An 18,741-nucleotide genomic window follows, 5' to 3' on the forward strand; every position below is an offset into this window, starting at 1 on the left:
CGGAAGAATATTCGGACCGCTAAAACTTGACTCACAAATCAAGTTTTAGCAAGTCCTATGCCTGAGTATATTCCTGCGGTACTGCGCCACGTAGCGAAATAATGGCGCAATAAGGCAACTGAATGGTTCAGCTGCTCGGGGTGTCGGTATCGCGCTTGCGCTTGTTGCCCATGCGCACGCCGATGTCCATCAGGAACTGGAAGAAACCTTCCTGATCTTCCAGCACATTGCTCCAGAACGGCGAGTGATACAGCGCCACGGCGCCATGCACCAGCGCCCAGGATGCGCAGTAATGGAAGTAAGGCGGGACGTCTTCAAGCTTGCCTTCGCTGATCCGGCCCTTGATCAGCAGGGTCAGGCGTTCGAAGTTCGAGGCGCGGATCTTGTGCAGTTCCTCGACCATCTCCGGCACCTGATTGCCCTTGACCACCTTTTCTTCCAGGCGATCGAACAACCGATAGCGTTGTGGATCGCGCATGCGGAATTCGAAGTAGGCCCGGGACAGCGCTTCCTTGTCCTTGTCGACATCGGCCGAATGCAACAGCTCGTTCAAATCGCGCTCGTAATCAAGCATCAGGCGCAGATAGATCTCGGCCTTGGATTTGAAGTGCTTGTAGATCGTGCCTTTGCCGATACCGACGGCATCAGCAATCATCTCGACGGTGACACTGTCTTCACCTTGATCGAGGAACAGCTTGAGCGCGGTATCGAGAATTTCTTGCTCGCGGCGACGAAACTCACGGACCTTACGAGGTTCTTTATGCATAAGAAAAGGTCTGTAGGGGTCAAAATTCGAAGCCGCGTATTATGCCTAACTTGCGCAAAAATGCACGGATCATCCGACCATATATGTGCTTCTTGATGAATTCCGCCACTCCTGCAGAGTAATGAGAACTCAACCGAAGCGCCCGTATTCCAAATTTGTTTAAAAACCGCGACCCGTAAACTGGACTCGGCGCAATACTGATCAATACTTCAACTGTCGGCGGGACATCTCCCCCAAGTGTTGCGCCGATATAGGTACCAACGGACCGCGTGCCTTTGTTTTACTCCTAATGGTCTTAACCCGGATTCACCCCCCAGAACCCGGGTTTTTTTTGCCTGCGATTTAACCTTTCACATGTGCCAGCGGAAACAGTCGCTTGAAGTTCTCGGTGGTTTGCTCGGCAAACCGCTCGTAGGGCTCACCTCGCAACATTGCCAGAAATTCCGCTACGTCGCGCACGTACTGCGGCAGGTTCGGCTTGCCGCGATGAGGGATCGGCGCCAGGTAAGGCGAGTCGGTTTCCACCAGCAATCGGTCAGCCGGCACTTTACTGGCCACGTCACGCAGAGCGTCAGCATTGCGGAAAGTGACAATCCCGGACAGGGAAATGTAATACCCCATGTCCAGTGCCGCTTTGGCCATGTCCCAGTCTTCGGTGAAACAATGCAGCACGCCAGCCTGGGGCAGCGCCGCTTCGCGCAACAGGTTCAACGTATCGGCACGGGCACCACGGGTGTGGATGATCACCGGTTTGCCCGTCTGCTGCGCCGCTTGCAGATGCAGGCGAAACGACTCCTGCTGCAACTCTGCCGCTTCCGGCTCGTAGTGGTAATCCAGACCGGTTTCACCGATCGCCACCACACGCGGGTGGTTCAGTTCCTGCAATAGCCAATCCAGCGCCGGCGCAGCGCCCGGCTGCACATCCAGCGGATGCACGCCAACCGAACAGTCGACGTCGTCGTAACGTTCGGCCAGGGCTTTGACGTCGGCGGCATTCTCGACGCTGACGCCGATACACAGAAAGTGCCCTACCCCGCGCAGACGGGCCGCATCCAGTGCGGCATCCAGGGAGCCGTCGTGGGCGGCGAGGTCGAGGCGATCAAGGTGGCAATGGGAATCTACGAGCATAAATGGGCTGCAACTTACATCGTATGAGTGGGACGGTCGGACTTCAGGGCTCCGGCCAGATGGGTTTCGATTCGACTGCGCGCGGTATTGTCGCCATCGTTGAATTGTACGCCGACCCCGGCGGCCCGGTTGCCCTGCGCACCTTTGGGGGTGATCCAGGTGACCTTGCCGGCGACCGGAATCTTCTCCGGCTCGTCCATCAGGTTCAGCAGCATGAATACCTCATCGCCCAACTTGTAGCTCTTGTTGGTCGGGATAAACAGGCCCCCGTTCTTGATGAACGGCATGTAGGCCGCGTACAGCACGGACTTGTCCTTGATGGTCAGGGACAAGATGCCGTTGCGCGGCCCCGGATTGACGAGTTCATTCATGCTGGCCTCCGTTGCAGATGCTCAGAGTCTAGGCACAGACGGTCACTTCTGGGTAGGCAAACCCACCCATTGCACCAACAGCGCCTCCAGCAACAACACCCGATTGAGGTTGGCTTTGCTCATCACTTTCTGGCGCTGGGCGAGGATCCAGTCCTGAATATTCAGGACTTTGTCCTGGCCGGCTTTCTGCGCCAGGTACTGAATCACCTTGCGCATGTCCGTCAGCCCCAGGCCTTCTTCGTCCTGAGTCAGCTGATAGCGCAGGATCAGGCTCGACCAGTCGCAGAACCAGTCGAACAACAGCAACAGCGGAATCGTATTCCAGCCTTCGGCCAGTTGCGTCGGCGACTGTTGTTGCTTGAGCAGCTTTTTCACGCCATCGACCACCAGCGCCCGCTGCTCGCGCACGCCCTGGGCTTGCAAGTTGACGGCGGCCAGTGGCGAACCGGCGGCCAGGGTCAGCAGTTCGACGCGTTCGTCTTGCGAACAATCCGGCAACGCCTTCTCCAACCACGCCAGACTCATCGCCTCGCTCGGCAGCGGACAAGCCTGTTGCTGGCAGCGGCTCTTGATCGTCGGCAGCAAACGACTGGTCTGGTGACTGACCAGCAGCAACACGGTATCACCGGACGGTTCTTCAAGACTTTTGAGCAGGGCGTTGGCGGCGTTGACGTTCATCGACTCCGCCGGTTCGATCAGCACCACTTTGCGCCCACCCATCTGCGCGGTCTGAACCACGAAGCTGACCAGATCACGAACCTGATCGACCTTGATCGCCTTATCGGCTTCTTCCGGTTCCAGAATGTAGTTGTCGGGGTGACTGCCGGCCTTGAGCAACAGACAGGATTTACATTCGCCGCACGCATCGTGGGCAGCGCTCGGACGCTGGCACAGCAAACTGGCCATCAAGCGCTCGGCCAATGCACGCTTGCCGATTCCGGCCGGACCATGCAACAGATAGGCGTGGGCATGGTGCTTGCGACCGGCCAAATGCTGCCAGAGACTGTCCTGCCACGGATAGGCTTCAGCCACGGGTCAACTCCAGCAGGCGCGGCAGCAAGGCATCCAGTGCCTGCTGAACCTGCGCCAACGGCTGGGCGGCATCGACCAGCACATAACGCGCAGGATCCGCTTCAGCACGCTTGAGGAAAGCACTGCGCACCGCATCAAAAAAGGTTCGGCCTTCGAGTTCGAAACGATCCAGACGACCACGAGCGCTGGCGCGGGCCAGGCCCACTTCCACCGGCAGATCGAAAATCAACGTCAGGTCCGGGCGCAGATCGCCCTGGACGAAGGCTTCCAGAGTCGCGATGCGTTCCAGCGACAGGCCGCGACCGCCACCCTGATAGGCGTAGGTCGAATCGGTAAAGCGATCACACAGGACCACCGCACCGCGGGCCAGTGCCGGACGAATCACCTCGGCCAGATGCTGGGCTCGCGCAGCGAACACCAACAGCAACTCGGTGTCGGGGTTCATGACTTCATCAACCGGCGCCAGCAGCACTTCACGGATCCGCTCGGCCAACGGCGTGCCGCCTGGTTCGCGAGTCAGCACGACCTCGATACCCGCGGCGCGCAGGCGCTCGGCCAGGAATTCGCGATTGGTGCTCTTGCCGGCCCCTTCCGGGCCTTCCAGGGTAATAAACAAGCCAGTCACAGGCAGTCCTTAGTCAGAGTCATTGCGGGCTTTGCGGCGCGGCTGCATCCGGTTCGGGCGCGGGTGCATCTGCGGGTTCTTGAGCGGGTTCTGGAGCAGGCGCCGGCGGGGTTTCTTGAGGCTGCACCGGCGACGATTCCTGCACCGGCTCTTGCGGCGACACTTGCGGCAAAGCCTCGGGGGCTGTGTCGGGCGATGCAGCCGGGATCGGTGCCTGTTGATCCGTCGCCTCTGGCGCCGTGGTCGGCGCTGGGCTGGAGCGGTAGTCGGCACGGCGCTTGATCTGGAACTCACGCACAGCGTTATTGTGCGCATCCAGATCATCGGAGAACACGTGACTGCCATCACCCCGAGCAACGAAATAAAGGCTATTGCCCGCCACCGGGTTCAGCGCTGCATGAATCGCTTCGCGGCCGACCATGGCGATCGGGGTCGGCGGCAGTCCAGAAATCATGTACGTGTTATACGGCGTCGCTTCCTTGAGATGGGCACGAGTCAATTTGCCGTTGTAGCGATCACCGAGGCCGTAGATCACGGTCGGATCAGTCTGCAACAACATGCCCATTTCCATGCGCCGTACAAACACCCCAGCGATTTGCCCGCGTTCCTGCGGCACACCGGTTTCCTTCTCCACCAGCGAGGCCATGATCAGCGCCTGATAGGGTTCGGTGTACGGCACGTCAGCGGCGCGCTGGCTCCACTCTTTGGCCAGGACTTCGTCGAGGCGGTCGTAGGCTTTTTTCAGCAGCTCGGCATCGGTCATGCCGCGCACGAAGCGATAGGTGTCAGGGAAGAATCGCCCTTCCGGAAATATCCCGGCGTGGCCGAGTTTGTCCATCACCTCGCTATCGCTCAAACCGTCGAGGGTCTTTTCGAGTTTTTCATCCTTGGCCAGAGCAGCGCGGACCTGATGAAAATTCCAGCCTTCGACCAGGGTCAGGCTGTACTGAACCATTTCCCCACGTTTCCACAGGTCAATCAGCCCTTCGACCGTCATGCCGGGCTGCATGCGGTATTCGCCCTTGTGCAACGGTTGTTTGGCGAGATTGAAGCGCCAATACACCCGCAGCCAGAACGCATCCTTGATGACGCCATCGGCTTCGAGTCGATAGAAGGTGCGGGTCGGTGTCGTGCCTTTGGGCACGTCCAGCAGCTCTTCCTGAGTGATGTTCAGCGGCTGTTCCAGCGCCGAATGGATTTTCCAGGCGGAAGCGCCCAGACACAGCCCTGCCAGAACCAATCCGGTTTCCAGCAGCAGCAAGAATTTACGTCTCACGTATCAAGCATCCAGTAGCGCGCGGGCAATGGTTTGGAGTTTACGGGTGAGCGGACCAACCGGCCAGCTCAGTGCGGCATAGGCGCGCACCGGCCAAACGCCATACACGCTGTTGCAGACAAAGACTTCATCAGCCCATTGCAGCTGATCGAGGGTGATGTCGGTGATTTGCGTGGGGATCCCCAATGACTCGGCTTGAAACAATAATTCGGCACGCATCACGCCAGCCACGCCGCAGCGCTTCAAATCAGCCGTGATCAGTACGCCATCGCGGATCAGGAACAGATTGCTGAACACGCCTTCGATGACGCGCCCGGCCTGATCGAGCATCAAGCCTTCGGCATGATCGGTGTCTTGCCATTCGGAGCGGGCGATGACCTGCTCAAGACGGTTGAGGTGCTTGAGTCCGGCGAGCAGAGGTTGTTTGGAAAGCCGCGTCGCACAAGGGAACAGGCGAACGCCTTGCTCCGCATTGGCAGCAGGATAAACCGCAGGAGGGTTGCCCAGCATGATGCGGCGCGCCTGAGCCGAAGGATCGGGCGCATAACCGCGCGCGCTTTCGCCACGCGTGATGATGAGTTTGAGCACACCTTCGCCCAACGCTTGGGCATAGGTCAGTAACTCTGTGCAGACAGCCGCATGATCGAGATTAATCGCCAACCGTTGGCAACCTTTGACCAAACGCACCAGATGCCGATCCAGCAACACCGGAGCGCCGTTGCGCACGGCAATGGTCTCGAACAGACCATCACCGTAAGCCAGGCCGCGATCCTTCAGCGACAAAGCGTCAGCCGGCTGACCGTCGACCCAGCTGTCCATCAGTCAGCAAACCGGCGGAACACCAGCGAGCCGTTGGTACCGCCAAACCCGAAGGAGTTGGACAACACCACATCGATATCCATATTGCGCGCGGTATGCGGGACGAAATCAAGGTCGCACTCTTCGTCCGGCTCATCAAGGTTGATGGTCGGCGGTGCTACCTGACTATTGATCGCCAGCACACTGAAGATCGCCTCGACCGCGCCCGCCGCACCCAGCAGGTGACCGGTCATGGACTTGGTCGAACTGACCGCCAGCTTGTAAGCGTGATCGCCGAATACCGACTTGATCGCACGGGACTCGGCAAGGTCGCCGGCCGACGTCGAGGTGCCGTGGGCGTTGATGTACTGAACCTGATCGCCATTGATCTTGGCATCGCGCAGCGCGTTGGTGATGCAACGTGCAGCACCTGCACCATCGGCCGGTGGCGAAGTCATGTGGTAGGCATCGCCACTGGTGCCAAAGCCGATCAGCTCGGCGTAGATCGTCGCACCACGGGCCTTGGCGTGTTCCAGTTCTTCCAGAACCAGAGCGCCGGCACCGTCGGACAGCACGAAGCCATCACGGCCCTTGTCCCATGGACGGCTGGCGCGGGTCGGTTCGTCGTTGCGGGTCGACAGTGCGCGGGAGGCACCGAAGCCGCCCATGCCCAGACCGCAAGCTGCCATTTCAGCGCCGCCGGCAATCATCACGTCGGCTTCGTCGTACATGATGTTGCGTGCCGCCATGCCGATGCAGTGCGTACCGGTGGTACACGCAGTGGCGATGGCGTAGTTAGGCCCCTGTGCACCCAGATGGATGGACAGGAAACCGGAAATCATATTGATGATCGAGCCAGGCACGAAAAACGGAGAAATCCGTCGTGGGCCGGAATCATGCAGTGTGCGGCTGGTTTCTTCGATATTGGTCAGTCCGCCAATACCCGAACCCATGGCCACGCCAATGCGCTCACGGTTGGCGTCGGTGACTTCCAGACCAGAGTTACGAACTGCCTGAAAACCTGCGGCCAGACCGTATTGAATAAACAGGTCGAGCTTGCGAGCTTCCTTGACCGACAGGTATTCCTCGACATTGAAGCCCTTTACCGAGCCGCCAAAACGGGTGGAATAGGCAGAAAGGTCGGTGTGTTCGATCAGACCAATGCCACTGCGGCCAGCCAGAATGCCCTGCCAACTGCTTGGCACATCCGTGCCCAGTGGCGACAACATACCCATACCGGTGACTACGACGCGTCTACGCGACACAGCACTCTCCTTTTTTCAAATGACGACTTTGCATCAGGCCTAAAGAAAAAACCGCACGCCGTGATGGCAGTGCGGTTTTTCCATGACAGCAAGCAACGATTACAAGCTATTAAGCCTGATGGTTAGTAACGTAATCGATTGCGGCTTGTACAGTAGTGATCTTCTCAGCTTCTTCGTCAGGGATTTCGGTCTCGAATTCCTCTTCCAGAGCCATCACCAGCTCAACGGTGTCAAGGGAGTCGGCACCCAGGTCTTCAACGAAGGAAGCAGTGTTGACCACTTCTTCTTCTTTAACGCCCAGTTGCTCAGCAACGATTTTCTTGACGCGCTCTTCGATGGTGCTCATACCTTGTTTTCACTCCTAATGGACAAATTCAGGCAGCTGGCCAGTGGGTAAGTGTATAGAAAGACTTTTCAGTTTTTCAACTGAAAGCTTCACTCCTCAAACCCGACGACCCTCTGCCTATAAATAGATTGCAGCTTTATAACGGATTTTAGACAGCTCGTATGACATTTTTTTGAAGCAATCCGTCACATTTAACTCATGTACATCCCGCCGTTCACCGGGATTGTAGCCCCAGTAACGTAAGCCGCACCGTCGGATGCAAGAAAAGCGACCACAGACGCGATCTCTTGAGCTTGTCCCAGACGGCCCAGCGGAATCTGCGTCTGCAAGGCTTCACGCTGTGCCTCGGGCAGTTCGCGGGTCATATCGGTGTCGATGAACCCAGGGGCCACCGAGTTTACCGTAATCGAACGCGAACCGACTTCACGCGCCAATGAACGGCTGAAACCTTCCAGACCGGCCTTGGCGGCTGCGTAGTTTACTTGGCCTGCGTTGCCCATGGCACCCACTACCGAGCCAATACTGATAATTCGTCCCCAACGGGCTTTGGTCATACCGCGCAAAACGCCCTTGGACAGGCGGAACAGACTGTTCAGGTTGGTATCGACGACGTCATGCCATTCGTCATTTTTCATGCGCATCATCAGATTATCGCGGGTGATACCGGCATTGTTGACCAGGATCGCCGGCGCACCGAACTGCGATGTAATGCTCGCCAGTACCGCAGCAACGGATTCGTCGCTGGTGACATTGAGTTCCAGGCCAGTGCCTTGGATGCCGTTTTCTTTCAGGGTAGCGGCAATACGCTCGGCGCCCGAGGCGGAGGTGGCAGTGCCGATGACGATGGCGCCCTGACGACCCAGTTCCAGGGCGATAGCCTGGCCGATACCGCGGCTTGCGCCGGTGACCAATGCAACTTTACCTTGCAGACTCATGCAAGCTTCTCCTGATTCAGGCCAACGCTGCACGGGCGGCAGCGAAAGCGTCTGGGGTATTGAGGTTGGATGTCGACACGCCATCGGCGCAGCGTTTGTTCAGGCCGGCAAGCACTTTGCCCGGCCCGCATTCGACCAGTTGGGTCGCGCCCTTGGCAGCCAGCGCCTGGACCGATTCTACCCAACGTACAGGCTTGTAGAGCTGCTCAAGCAAATCGCGCTTGAGGGTGTCCAGATCGGCCGGCACATTGGCGCTGACGTTCTGTACAACCGGAATCTGCGGAACCTGCCAGTCAATCGCAGCAATGGACTCGGCGAAACGCTCGGCCGCCGGACGCATCAGCTCGCAATGGGACGGTACGCTGACCGGCAATGGCAGGGCGCGCTTGGCACCACGGGCCTTGCAGCCTTCGATGGCGCGCTCGACCGCAGCCTTGGCACCGGCGATGACCACCTGACCAGGGGAGTTGAAGTTAACCGCACTGACCACTTCGCCTTGCGCCGCTTCGGCACAGGCTGCGAGCACATCAGCATCGTCCAGCCCCAGGATCGCGGCCATGCCGCCCTGCCCGGCCGGAACGGCTTCCTGCATCAACTGACCACGGCGTTCAACCAGCTTGACGGCGTCGCCCAGGCCCAGGCTGCCCGCTGCTACCAGGGCGCTGTATTCGCCCAGGCTGTGACCGGCAACGTAAGCCGGGCGCGCGCCGCCTTCAGCCAGCCACAGACGCCACAAGGCAATCGAGGCGGTCAGAATGGCCGGCTGGGTTTTATCGGTTTGATTGAGTTGTTCTTCCGGCCCTTGCTGGGTCAGTGCCCACAGGTCGTAACCCAGAGCATCGGAAGCTTCTTTGAATGTTTCGAGGACAATCGGATGTTGCGCGCCCAACTCGGCCAGCATGCCGAGGGACTGCGAACCCTGTCCCGGAAAGACGAATGCGAGGGAAGCAGACATGTAACAAGCCCCTAATGATCTTGTCGTCGGAGAATTGACGTCCCGCTTGGGGGACGCAAGAAACTGACAGTTGGATGGCAAATTGAACTGAGCGGTCACATTTAAGCATTGTCCGACGAAAACGCCTAAAGCAACAAATCCTCCAGGCGACCGTGAATACGTTCCGGCAGGTTTTCCTGGATCTCGATCAAGGCACGCTGAATCGCACTCTGGAAGCCCTGAACCCCCGCCGAACCATGGCTTTTCACCACAATTCCCTGCAAACCAAGGAAACTTGCTCCGTTATGCCGCGCAGGCGCCAGATCAGCTTGCAAGCGCTTCATCAGCGGCAATGCCAGAGCACCGACCACTTTCGACGCAAGGTTTTTCTTGAACAAGGCTTCGATGCGCCCGGCAATCATGGTCGCCAGGCCTTCGCTGGATTTAAGCAGGATATTGCCGACAAAACCGTCACAGACCACCACATCCGCCTCGCCACGGTACACACCGTCACCTTCGACAAAACCGATGTAATTGATGCCACGAGCACTTTGCAACAAGGTGGCCGCCAGCTTGACCTGCTGATTGCCCTTGATGTCTTCAGTACCGATGTTCAGCAGCGCCACTCGAGGACGAACAATCCCCAGGGTTTCCGCCGCCACCGACCCCATCACGGCGAACTGCAACAGGTGCTCGGCACTGCAATCGACATTGGCGCCCAGGTCGAGCAACTGGCAATAACCCTTCTGCGTCGGAATCGCCGCCACCATCGCCGGCCGATCAATGCCCGGCAAGGTCTTGAGCACAAACCGCGACAACGCCATCAGCGCACCGGTATTGCCGGCACTGACGCAGGCCTGGACCTTGCCATCGCGCAGCAACTCCAGCGCCACGCGCATCGACGAGTCAGGCTTGCCGCGCAGGGCCTGTGCAGGCTTTTCGTCCATGGTGATGACTTCGGACGCCGGAACAATCGACAGACGCGAGCGATCCGCAGCCGATTGGCCAGAGAGCAATTCTTCAAGAAGGGAAGGTTGACCGACGAGGGTCAGGTGCAGCGAGGGCGTAGCAGACAGACAAGCAAGGCTGGCCTGAACAATGCTGCGGGGACCGAAGTCCCCGCCCATTGCGTCAATCGCGATGACTTGAGCAGACAAGTGATTACTCGTCAGCGCCCTTGTCGATCACTTTACGGCCACGGTATACGCCTTCTGGCGATACGTGGTGACGCAGGTGAATTTCACCGGTGGTTTTTTCTACAGACAGAGTGCTTGCCGTCAGGGCGTCGTGCGAACGACGCATGTCACGGGCAGAGCGGGATTTTTTGTTCTGCTGAACAGCCATAATTGATTAACTCCTAAACGTTTGGGTCACGCTTTAACTGCGCCAATACACTGAACGGGTTGGACCGCGTTACCTCGTCCTCGCTCGGTTCGGGCTCATCGAGACCCGCCGGCTGCTGGCATTCTTCCGGATGATGAGCAGGCACAATGGGCAAGGCGAGCAGAAGCTCCTCCTCGATCAGTGACTGCAGATCCAATGGATCTTCGCCCAGTTCCAGCACGTCATAACCTTTCGGCAACGACTGGGTATTCGCACCCTCCTTCACCACAGCATAACTGCATTCGCTATGGATCGGCAGGGTGACCAGCTCAAGACAACGCTGGCAAACCATTTTGACTTCGGTGTCGATAAAACTGTGGATTACCACAGACTTACGTTCATCTCGTTCAAAAACGAATTTAGCCTGCACCGTACCGACAGTGTCGGAAAGCGGGTCGCAGAGTCTCTCCAAATCGGCCAGCAGCAGTTCACCTTGAAGGGTGGTGCCACGATCAGCCAATTTGCGCGGGTCAACGTGAGGTGGAATCGGGTCATTCAACATAGGCGCAGCATTATAGGGATGCCCCCAGCCATGTCAAAGGAAATTCAGCCCTGTCCGTCACTTGCAAGCCTCCGCTAGAATTCGCGCCTGTCTTCTGGAGATGCGCATGCTGCCTTTATTACTCGCTTCAAGCTCGGTTTATCGCCGGGAATTGCTGGCCCGCTTGCAGCTGCCGTTCATCTGCAGCTCACCGGATATTGACGAAAGCCATCGTCCGGGCGAGTCCGCCATCGAGCTGGTCAAGCGCCTCGCCGAGGAAAAAGCACGCGCACTGGTCAGCAGCCATCCCGCTCATCTGATCATTGGCTCCGATCAGGTCGCGGTGCTCGGCGAGCGGATTATCGGCAAACCGCACACTTTCGAAAAGGCCCGCGAGCAGCTTCTGGACTCCAGCGGTGCCAGCGTGACCTTCCTCACCGGCCTGGCACTGCTCAACAGCCAGACGGGTGAATGCCAGGTCGACTGCGTGCCGTTCACCGTACACATGCGCACACTCGACACCGCGCGCATCGAACGCTACCTGCGCGCCGAACAGCCCTACGACTGCGCTGGCAGCTTCAAAGCCGAAGGTTTGGGGGTGAGCCTGTTTCAAAGCACCGAAGGCCCTGACGCCACCAGCCTGATCGGCCTGCCATTGATTCGCCTGGTGGACATGTTACTGACCGAAGGCGTGCAGATACCTTAAAGGTCAAAAGATCGCAGCCTCGTTTCACTCGACAGCTCCTACAACGGATACGCATTTCAATGTAGGAGCTGTCGAGTGAAACGAGGCTGCGATCTTTTGACTTTAAAAAAAACCGGCAAAAGCCGGTTTTTTTATGTGACAGGAGAATCAGCGCAACGAAGGCCCCTGGAAGCCCATCCACATCGCCAGATGCTCAGCCACGCTGGCACCGAGTTTTTTCGAGAAGCGATCGAAAGGCGACTCCTGAACGGTGAAGTCCACCAGCTCTTTCTCGCCGATCACGTCACGCGCCACCGAACTGGCATTTCCCAGACCATCGATCAGGCCCAGCGGCAGTGCCTGCTCGCCAGACCAGACCAACCCGGAGAACAGCTCCGGATGCTCCTTGTCCTTGAGACGGTCGCCACGACCTTTCTTGACGCTGCTGATGAACTGCTGATGAGTGGTATCAAGCACGCCCTGCCAGAACTGAGTTTCTTCAGGTTTCTGCGGCTGGAACGGATCGAGAAACGATTTGTGCTCGCCAGACGTGTAAGTGCGACGCTCGACACCCAGCTTCTCCATCGTCCCGACAAAGCCATAACCGGCCGCCGTCACACCAATGGAACCCACTAGGCTCGCCTTGTCGGCGTAGATCTGATCCGCCGCACTGGCGATGTAATAAGCACCGGAAGCGCCCAAATCAGAGATCACCGCATAAAGCTTGGTGTCCGGATGCAGGCCGCGCAAACGGCGGATCTCGTCATAGACGTAACCCGACTGCACCGGACTGCCGCCCGGACTGTTGATTCGCAGGATGACACCTTTGACCTTCTTGTCCTCGAACGCCGCACGCAGGCTGCCGACGATGTTGTCAGCGCTGGCTGGCTCCTTGTCGGCGATCATGCCGGTCACGTCGATCAGCGCGGTGTAGTTACCACTGAGGGTGGCCGCTTTTTCCATGTCCATCAGCGGCGTGAACAGGATCAACGCGCCAAACAGGTAAACAAACGTCAGCAGTTTGAAGAAAATCCCCCAGCGACGGGACCGGCGCTGCTCTTGCACACTGGCCAGCAGGGTCTTTTCCAGCAGCTTCCAGCTTTTCTCGTCACCGCTCTCTGCGCTCGCCTTGGCGGGTGCTTTCCATTCGTCGGTCATGACATCTACCCCAGCAAAAACCTATTAAGCCCGCTGACTCAGCCAGGCATGCAATTCTGAAAAACGATCAATGGCCAGTGCCGGCTCGAACAATTTCAACGCTTCGATCGATTGCGCGCCATAGCTGACGGCCACCGAATCCATGCCGGCATTGCGCGCCATCTGCAAGTCGAAGGACGAATCGCCCACCATCAGTGCCTGCTCCGGGCGAACTTCGCAGTGAGCGAGGATCTGCTCGAGCATCAACGGATGGGGTTTGCTGGCGGTTTCGTCGGCCGCGCGGGTGATATCGAAATAATCTTCCCAGCCGTGAGACTTCAGCACCCGATCCAGCCCGCGACGCGCCTTGCCGGTGGCGACCGCCAAGTGATAACCCTCGGCGCGAAACGCTTCCATCGACTCGACCACACCCTCGAACAACGGCGAAGGCACGGCTTCCGAGGCGATGTAGTGATCAGCATAGTGCTGACGGAAGGCTACCAATTCGTCGTCACCGATTTGCGGATACAACGTGCGAATCGCCTCCGGCAGCCCCAGACCGATGATGCCTTTGACAGCAAAATCATCGCGCAACTGAAAACCGGAGCGCTCGGATGCAACATGCATCGACTCGACAATCCGACCAATGGAGTCGGCGAGAGTGCCGTCCCAATCGAAAATCAGCAGCTTGTAATCAGATGGGTGCACTCAGGCGCTCCACGGTTTTGGCCCACATCTCGTCGACCGGCGCCTGCAACTTCAGCTCACCACCATCCGGCAGCGGCACGGTCAGCATGTAGGCGTGCAGGAATAGGCGCTTTCCGCCCAGGTCACGAATCTCTTTGCTGAAGCCTTCATCGCCGTATTTGGTGTCGCCGGCAATGCAATGCCCGGCGTGCAAGGTGTGGACGCGGATCTGGTGAGTCCGGCCGGTAATCGGCTTGGCTTCGATCAGGGTGGCAAAGTCGCCAAAACGACGCAGGACCTTGAACACGGTCACGGACTCCTTGCCCTCCTCCTCGTCGACCTCGACCATGCGCTCGCCGGAGCGCAGGTTGCTCTTGCCGAGCGACGCACGGACTTGCTTGATCGAGGCCGCCCAGTTGCCGCGAACCAGCGCCATGTAGCGCTTGTCGACGCCATCGCCGCGCAATGCCGTGTGCAAGTGACGCAGCATGCTGCGTTTCTTGGCGATCATCAGCAGGCCGGAGGTGTCACGGTCGAGACGGTGAACCAGCTCGAGCTCCTTGCAATCGGGACGCAACTGACGAAAGGCTTCGATCACCCCGTAAGTCAGGCCGCTGCCGCCATGAACCGCGATGCCGCAAGGCTTGTTGATCACGATCAACGCCTTGTCCTCGAAGACAATCGAGGCTTCGAGGCGCTGGAGCAGGCCTTGGGCCAGCGGCACCGGCTCGTCGCGCTCAGGCACGCGAACCGGCGGCACGCGCACGATATCGCCCGCCTGCAGCTTGTATTCGGGCTTGATCCGACCTTTGTTCACTCGCACTTCGCCTTTGCGCAAAATGCGGTAAATCAAGGTCTTGGGCACGCCTTTGAGCCGAGCGAGAAGGAAGTTATCAATACGTTGGCCGGCATATTCCGGCGAGACCTCCAGCAGTTGTACGGCTGGGGTCGAAGGGGCAGTAGTCGTCATGGCGCGAATGATAACAATTTTTTATGGAATTGAAGCACTTAATCATTGCTGCTATAGTCGCGAACGCCGCCAAAAGTGGCCTGGACAGCGGACTAACGGTCAAAAACCGGCCCTGACCAACGCAATTCACGAGGACGAGAGGCCGTCCTACGGGGCTTTCGCTACGAAACGGTAGAGTTTGCAGTTGTAACGAGCGCAGGTGACATGAGGCCTGAAGCATGCCGCAAAGCAGAGTTTTCACTCGCCTTGCGAGCAAATATTCACGGCCAGTTCACAAAGTGCAGTCAGCTACGAACAACCCCGAGCGAACGCTTCGGAAACAACGCCTAAATTAGCCATGATGCGTGACCTCCCCTTTCGGAGCTCACGGTAAATGCCAACCCGCTGCGGATTCTGCGCGCGGCAGCACCCGAATTATCAGGGATACGTGTAGGGTGGAGATGCACAACCGCTGGACTGTGTAGCAATAGGCTTTATCAAGACGCTTCATCTCGTCCACAGCCGCTGGTTGATTCCTCCTCCTGACTGAGTGCTTAAGTAGCCACAGCAAGCAGGACGCGTACGTCGCGACGCCGGCCCAATTGGTCGGGGTTCGCTAGACACTGGAGTGTCCAACCACTCCTGACGCACCTGACACCGACCATGAGAAGTCGTGTGTGCCGAACGCCGTTTCCGGCAGCCCGGAAACCGACGGTACTACATGAAAAGAATGCTGATTAACGCAACTCAACCCGAAGAGTTGCGTGTTGCACTGGTAGATGGCCAACGCCTCTACGACCTGGACATCGAATCCGGTGCACGCGAGCAGAAAAAGGCCAACATCTATAAAGGCCGGATTACTCGCATCGAACCAAGCCTTGAGGCTGCCTTTGTCGATTTCGGCTCTGAGCGCCACGGCTTCCTGCCCCTCAAAGAAATCTCCCGCGAATACTTCAAGAAAGCCCCAGAAGGCCGCGTCAACATCAAGGACGTCCTGAGCGAAGGCCAGGAAGTCATCGTTCAGGTCGAAAAAGAAGAACGTGGCAACAAGGGCGCAGCCCTGACCACCTTCATCAGCCTGGCCGGTCGTTACCTGGTTCTGATGCCGAACAACCCGCGTGCCGGCGGTATCTCCCGTCGCATCGAAGGTGAAGAGCGCAACGAACTGCGTGAAGCCCTGAACGGCCTGGTTGCACCAGCCGACATGGGTCTGATCGTTCGCACTGCGGGCCTGGGCCGCAGCAGCGAAGAAATGCAGTGGGACCTCGACTACCTGCTGCAACTCTGGACCGCCATCAAAGAAGCCTCGCTGGATCGCTCCGCGCCGTTCCTGATCTACCAGGAAAGCAACGTGATCATCCGCGCTATCCGCGATTACCTGCGCCAGGACATCGGCGAAGTGCTGATCGACAGCGTTGAAGCTCAGGACGAAGCCCTGACTTTCATCCGCCAGGTGATGCCGCAGTACGCCAGCAAGATCAAGCTGTACGAAGACAGCGTACCGCTGTTCAACCGTTTCCAGATCGAAAGCCAGATCGAGACCGCTTTCCAGCGCGTCGTTGAACTGCCTTCCGGTGGTTCCATCGTTATCGATCCGACCGAAGCCCTGGTGTCCATCGACATCAACTCGGCGCGCGCCACCAAAGGCAGCGACATCGAAGAAACCGCTCTGCAGACCAACCTTGAAGCCGCCGAAGAAATCGCCCGTCAGTTGCGCTTGCGCGACATCGGCGGCCTGATCGTCATCGACTTCATCGACATGACCCCTGCCAAGAACCAGCGCGCCGTGGAAGAGAAAGTCCGCGAATGCCTGGAAGCCGACCGTGCTCGCGTGCAAGTCGGTCGCATCTCGCGCTTCGGCCTGCTGGAAATGTCCCGTCAGCGCCTGCGTCCATCGCTGGGCGAAAGCAGCGGCATCGTTTGCCCGCGTTGCAACGGCACCGGCATCATCCGTGACGTTGAATCGCTGTCGCTGGCGATTCTGCGCCTGATCGAAGAAGAAGCCCTGAAAGACCGCACTGCCGAAGTTCGCGCACAAGTGCCGATCCCGGTCGCCGCGTTCCTGCTCAACGAAAAACGCAACTCGATCACCAAGATCGAACTGCGCACCCGTGCCCGCATCGTCATTCTGCCGAACGATCACCTCGAAACGCCGCACTTCGAAGTGCAGCGTTTGCGCGATGACAGCCCGGAAGCCGCGGTCGGTCAGTCCAGCTACGAAATCGCTGCTGCCGCTGCCGAAGTCGAAGAAGTCCAGCCAGCCGCTGCGACCCGCACCCTGGTTCGCCAGGAAGCCGCGGTCAAGACCGCTCCGGCCCGCGCCAACGCTCCGGTTCCGACCGAAGTCGTCGCTGCCGCCCCTGTTGCCGCACCGGCCGCCGCGCCAGAGCCAAGCCTGTTCAAAGGTCTGGTGAAGTCGCTGGTCAGCCTGTTCGCGACCAAGGAAGAGCCTGCTGCTCCGGTTGTTGTTGAAAAACCGGCAACCACCGAGCGTCCGGCCCGCAACGAAGAGCGTCGCAACGGTCGTCAGCAGAGCCGCAACCGTAATGGTCGCCGCGATGAAGAACGCAAGCCTCGCGAGGAACGTGCACCGCGTGAAGAGCGCGCACCGCGTGAGCCACGCGAAGCCCGCGAAGAAACGCCAGCAGTAGCAGTCGCCCGCGAAGAACGTGCTCCACGTGAAGAGCGCGCACCACGCGCCCCTCGCGAAGAACGTGCACCGCGCGCTCCTCGCGAAGATCGCAAGCCACGTGGCGATCGTGAAGAGCGTCCGGTTCGTGAACTGCGCGAGCCTCTTGATGCTGCTCCTGCTGCTCCTGCCGCTGCTGCTGCTACCGCTACTGCTACTGCTGAAGAGCGTCCAGCCCGTCAGCCACGTGAAGAACGTGCTCCACGCCCACCGCGTGAAGAACGCCAGCCACGTGCCGAGCAGGCCGCTGCCGCAGTAGCTGAAGAAGAGCTGGTGACCAACGAAGAGCAACTGCAGGAAGACGGTCAGGAAGGCGCCGAAGGCGATCGTCCACGCCGCCGCTCCCGTGGCCAGCGTCGTCGCAGCAACCGTCGTGAGCGTCAACGCGATGCCAACGGTAATGTGATCGAAGGTTCGGAAGAATCCGAGTCCGCCGAAGGTAACGAAGCTGCCGAAACCAACGAAGCGCCAAGCGCTGCCGATCTGGCCGCCGGCCTGGCTGTTACCGCAGCCGTTGCCAGCACCGTGATCAGCGCTCCAGCCGAAGCACAGGCTAACGAGCAAGCCGAACGCGCAACTGCCGCCACCCTGGAAACTGCTCCAGTGGAAGCGCCAGTGGTTGAAGCAACGACTCCGGTCGAAGCCACCGCGGCGCCGGAAATCGAAGTCGCCCCGGTTCGTGAAGCACAGCCTGTATTTGAAGCTGCCGCTGAGCCAGTGGTTGCCGCAGAACCGGTTGTCGAAACAGCCAGCGAAACAGTGACCGAAGCTGTCCGTGAAGCTCGTGAAGAGCAAACCGCGTTCAACTGGGTTGCCGAGCCTGCCGCCGCCGAAGCGCCAGTAGCCGAGGCCATGGTGTCCGAGCCAGTGGTTGCTGCTGCCGAGCCTGCTCCGGTGGTTGAAGCGCCGGTTGTTGCCGAAGTGGCCGCACCGGAAGTCGAAGCCGCCCCTGTCAGCGCCCTGACGCCGAGTGGCCGTGCGCCGAACGATCCACGTGAAGTGCGTCGCCGCAAGCGTGAAGAGGAGCGTCTGCAGAAGGAAGCCGAACTGGCTGCCGCTGCTGCTCCGGCGGCTGTCGAACCAGCACCGGTTGTCGCTGAAGTCGTCGAGGCAGCACCTGCCCCGGCTGCTGAAGTCGCTGCTGTCGAACCCGTTGAATCGGTGATCGACGAAGCACCGCGCTCCGTTCAGGAAGCGGTAGAGCAACACGAACAAGCCCTGGAAAAAGAACACGAGCCTAAACCTCTCGTCTGA

19 protein-coding genes are annotated in these 18,741 nt (G+C 59.0%); 2 read left to right on the forward strand and 17 right to left on the reverse strand.

Annotation, left to right across the window (positions count from 1 at the left end; genetic code table 11):
- Positions 1-127 precede the first annotated feature (127 nt).
- The 14 genes from ACMXYJ_RS25685 to ACMXYJ_RS25750 form a co-directional block, all read right to left on the reverse strand.
- Complete coding sequence (locus ACMXYJ_RS25685; protein WP_008152317.1) at positions 128-766, reverse strand: TetR/AcrR family transcriptional regulator; 639 nt, start codon at positions 764-766, stop codon at positions 128-130.
- Between the two features lie 342 nt (positions 767-1,108).
- Positions 1,109-1,894 carry a TatD family hydrolase gene (locus ACMXYJ_RS25690; protein ID WP_150657050.1) on the reverse strand — a complete coding sequence of 262 codons (786 nt, stop codon included), beginning with the start codon at positions 1,892-1,894 and terminating at the stop codon, positions 1,109-1,111.
- Between the two features lie 14 nt (positions 1,895-1,908).
- Positions 1,909-2,265, reverse strand: a complete 357-nt coding sequence (locus ACMXYJ_RS25695; RefSeq protein WP_033056958.1) for a PilZ domain-containing protein — start codon at positions 2,263-2,265, stop codon at positions 1,909-1,911.
- Positions 2,266-2,307: 42 nt separating this feature from the next.
- Positions 2,308-3,297, reverse strand: coding sequence for a DNA polymerase III subunit delta' (locus ACMXYJ_RS25700; RefSeq protein WP_415757438.1), 990 nt, complete (start codon positions 3,295-3,297; stop codon positions 2,308-2,310).
- Positions 3,290-3,922: a dTMP kinase gene (gene tmk / locus ACMXYJ_RS25705; RefSeq protein WP_415757439.1), complete on the reverse strand. Its 633-nt coding sequence runs from the start codon at positions 3,920-3,922 to the stop codon at positions 3,290-3,292. Before tmk ends, ACMXYJ_RS25700 begins: the two co-directional genes overlap by 8 nt.
- A 19-nt stretch (positions 3,923-3,941) precedes the next feature.
- Positions 3,942-5,198 carry an endolytic transglycosylase MltG gene (gene mltG, locus ACMXYJ_RS25710; protein ID WP_415757440.1) on the reverse strand — a complete coding sequence of 419 codons (1,257 nt, stop codon included), beginning with the start codon at positions 5,196-5,198 and terminating at the stop codon, positions 3,942-3,944.
- A 3-nt stretch (positions 5,199-5,201) separates the two neighbouring features.
- Positions 5,202-6,017 (reverse strand): aminodeoxychorismate lyase, encoded by an 816-nt coding sequence (gene pabC / locus ACMXYJ_RS25715; RefSeq protein WP_415757441.1) that lies wholly within the window; start codon positions 6,015-6,017, stop codon positions 5,202-5,204.
- Positions 6,017-7,261, reverse strand: coding sequence for a beta-ketoacyl-ACP synthase II (gene fabF / locus ACMXYJ_RS25720; RefSeq protein ID WP_046049076.1), 1,245 nt, complete (start codon positions 7,259-7,261; stop codon positions 6,017-6,019). Before fabF ends, pabC begins: the two co-directional genes overlap by 1 nt.
- 109 nt (positions 7,262-7,370) lie before the next feature.
- Entirely contained in the window at positions 7,371-7,607 is a 237-nt protein-coding gene (gene acpP / locus ACMXYJ_RS25725; protein WP_003442511.1) for an acyl carrier protein, read from the reverse strand.
- Positions 7,608-7,798: 191 nt separating this feature from the next.
- A complete protein-coding gene (gene fabG, locus ACMXYJ_RS25730) occupies positions 7,799-8,542 on the reverse strand; it encodes a 3-oxoacyl-ACP reductase FabG (RefSeq protein WP_095132058.1) in 744 nt (247 codons plus the stop codon).
- Positions 8,543-8,558: 16 nt separating this feature from the next.
- Positions 8,559-9,497 (reverse strand): ACP S-malonyltransferase, encoded by a 939-nt coding sequence (gene fabD, locus ACMXYJ_RS25735; RefSeq protein WP_415757442.1) that lies wholly within the window; start codon positions 9,495-9,497, stop codon positions 8,559-8,561.
- Between the two features lie 125 nt (positions 9,498-9,622).
- Positions 9,623-10,633 carry a phosphate acyltransferase PlsX gene (gene plsX, locus ACMXYJ_RS25740; RefSeq protein WP_415757443.1) on the reverse strand — a complete coding sequence of 337 codons (1,011 nt, stop codon included), beginning with the start codon at positions 10,631-10,633 and terminating at the stop codon, positions 9,623-9,625.
- Between the two features lie 4 nt (positions 10,634-10,637).
- Positions 10,638-10,820 carry a 50S ribosomal protein L32 gene (rpmF, locus tag ACMXYJ_RS25745; RefSeq protein ID WP_008152339.1) on the reverse strand — a complete coding sequence of 61 codons (183 nt, stop codon included), beginning with the start codon at positions 10,818-10,820 and terminating at the stop codon, positions 10,638-10,640.
- 13 nt (positions 10,821-10,833) lie between these two features.
- A complete protein-coding gene (locus ACMXYJ_RS25750) occupies positions 10,834-11,361 on the reverse strand; it encodes a YceD family protein (protein WP_004371317.1) in 528 nt (175 codons plus the stop codon).
- A gap of 106 nt (positions 11,362-11,467) precedes the next feature.
- Between ACMXYJ_RS25750 and ACMXYJ_RS25755 the strand changes: the two genes are divergently transcribed.
- The gene (locus ACMXYJ_RS25755; protein ID WP_415757444.1) at positions 11,468-12,046 is read left to right on the forward strand and encodes a Maf family protein; all 579 of its coding nucleotides are present in this window, start codon (positions 11,468-11,470) and stop codon (positions 12,044-12,046) included.
- Positions 12,047-12,193: 147 nt separating this feature from the next.
- Here ACMXYJ_RS25755 and ACMXYJ_RS25760 read toward each other — a convergent pair whose 3' ends face one another.
- The 3 genes from ACMXYJ_RS25760 to rluC are packed head-to-tail and all read right to left on the reverse strand — an operon-like array spanning position 12,194 to position 14,819.
- A complete protein-coding gene (locus ACMXYJ_RS25760) occupies positions 12,194-13,183 on the reverse strand; it encodes a S49 family peptidase (protein ID WP_283181257.1) in 990 nt (329 codons plus the stop codon).
- A gap of 24 nt (positions 13,184-13,207) precedes the next feature.
- On the reverse strand, positions 13,208-13,870 hold the full coding sequence (locus ACMXYJ_RS25765) for an HAD-IA family hydrolase (protein ID WP_134103635.1): 663 nt from the start codon (positions 13,868-13,870) through the stop codon (positions 13,208-13,210).
- On the reverse strand, positions 13,857-14,819 hold the full coding sequence (gene rluC, locus ACMXYJ_RS25770; RefSeq protein ID WP_046049069.1) for a 23S rRNA pseudouridine(955/2504/2580) synthase RluC: 963 nt from the start codon (positions 14,817-14,819) through the stop codon (positions 13,857-13,859). Before rluC ends, ACMXYJ_RS25765 begins: the two co-directional genes overlap by 14 nt.
- 700 nt (positions 14,820-15,519) lie before the next feature.
- Between rluC and rne the strand changes: the two genes are divergently transcribed.
- Positions 15,520-18,741, forward strand: coding sequence for a ribonuclease E (gene rne, locus ACMXYJ_RS25775; protein WP_415757445.1), 3,222 nt, complete (start codon positions 15,520-15,522; stop codon positions 18,739-18,741).

The organism is Pseudomonas arabinosi (assembly GCF_047758675.1).
Taxonomy (GTDB): domain Bacteria; phylum Pseudomonadota; class Gammaproteobacteria; order Pseudomonadales; family Pseudomonadaceae; genus Aquipseudomonas; species Aquipseudomonas arabinosi.

Bases quoted from the DNA above. Each gene is read 5' to 3' on its own strand.
- ACMXYJ_RS25685 (WP_008152317.1), bottom strand. From the start codon at position 766: ATGCATAAAGAACCTCGTAAGGTCCGTGAGTTTCGTCGCCGCGAGCAA.
- fabG (WP_095132058.1), bottom strand. From the start codon at position 8,542: ATGAGTCTGCAAGGTAAAGTTGCATTGGTCACCGGCGCAAGCCGCGGT.
- fabD (WP_415757442.1), bottom strand. From the start codon at position 9,497: ATGTCTGCTTCCCTCGCATTCGTCTTTCCGGGACAGGGTTCGCAGTCC.
- rpmF (WP_008152339.1), bottom strand. From the start codon at position 10,820: ATGGCTGTTCAGCAGAACAAAAAATCCCGCTCTGCCCGTGACATGCGT.
- acpP (WP_003442511.1), bottom strand. From the start codon at position 7,607: ATGAGCACCATCGAAGAGCGCGTCAAGAAAATCGTTGCTGAGCAACTG.
- ACMXYJ_RS25690 (WP_150657050.1), bottom strand. From the start codon at position 1,894: ATGCTCGTAGATTCCCATTGCCACCTTGATCGCCTCGACCTCGCCGCC.
- rne (WP_415757445.1), top strand. From the start codon at position 15,520: ATGAAAAGAATGCTGATTAACGCAACTCAACCCGAAGAGTTGCGTGTT.
- ACMXYJ_RS25760 (WP_283181257.1), bottom strand. From the start codon at position 13,183: ATGACCGACGAATGGAAAGCACCCGCCAAGGCGAGCGCAGAGAGCGGT.
- pabC (WP_415757441.1), bottom strand. From the start codon at position 6,017: ATGGACAGCTGGGTCGACGGTCAGCCGGCTGACGCTTTGTCGCTGAAG.
- ACMXYJ_RS25750 (WP_004371317.1), bottom strand. From the start codon at position 11,361: ATGTTGAATGACCCGATTCCACCTCACGTTGACCCGCGCAAATTGGCT.
- rluC (WP_046049069.1), bottom strand. From the start codon at position 14,819: ATGACGACTACTGCCCCTTCGACCCCAGCCGTACAACTGCTGGAGGTC.
- ACMXYJ_RS25755 (WP_415757444.1), top strand. From the start codon at position 11,468: ATGCTGCCTTTATTACTCGCTTCAAGCTCGGTTTATCGCCGGGAATTG.
- ACMXYJ_RS25695 (WP_033056958.1), bottom strand. From the start codon at position 2,265: ATGAATGAACTCGTCAATCCGGGGCCGCGCAACGGCATCTTGTCCCTG.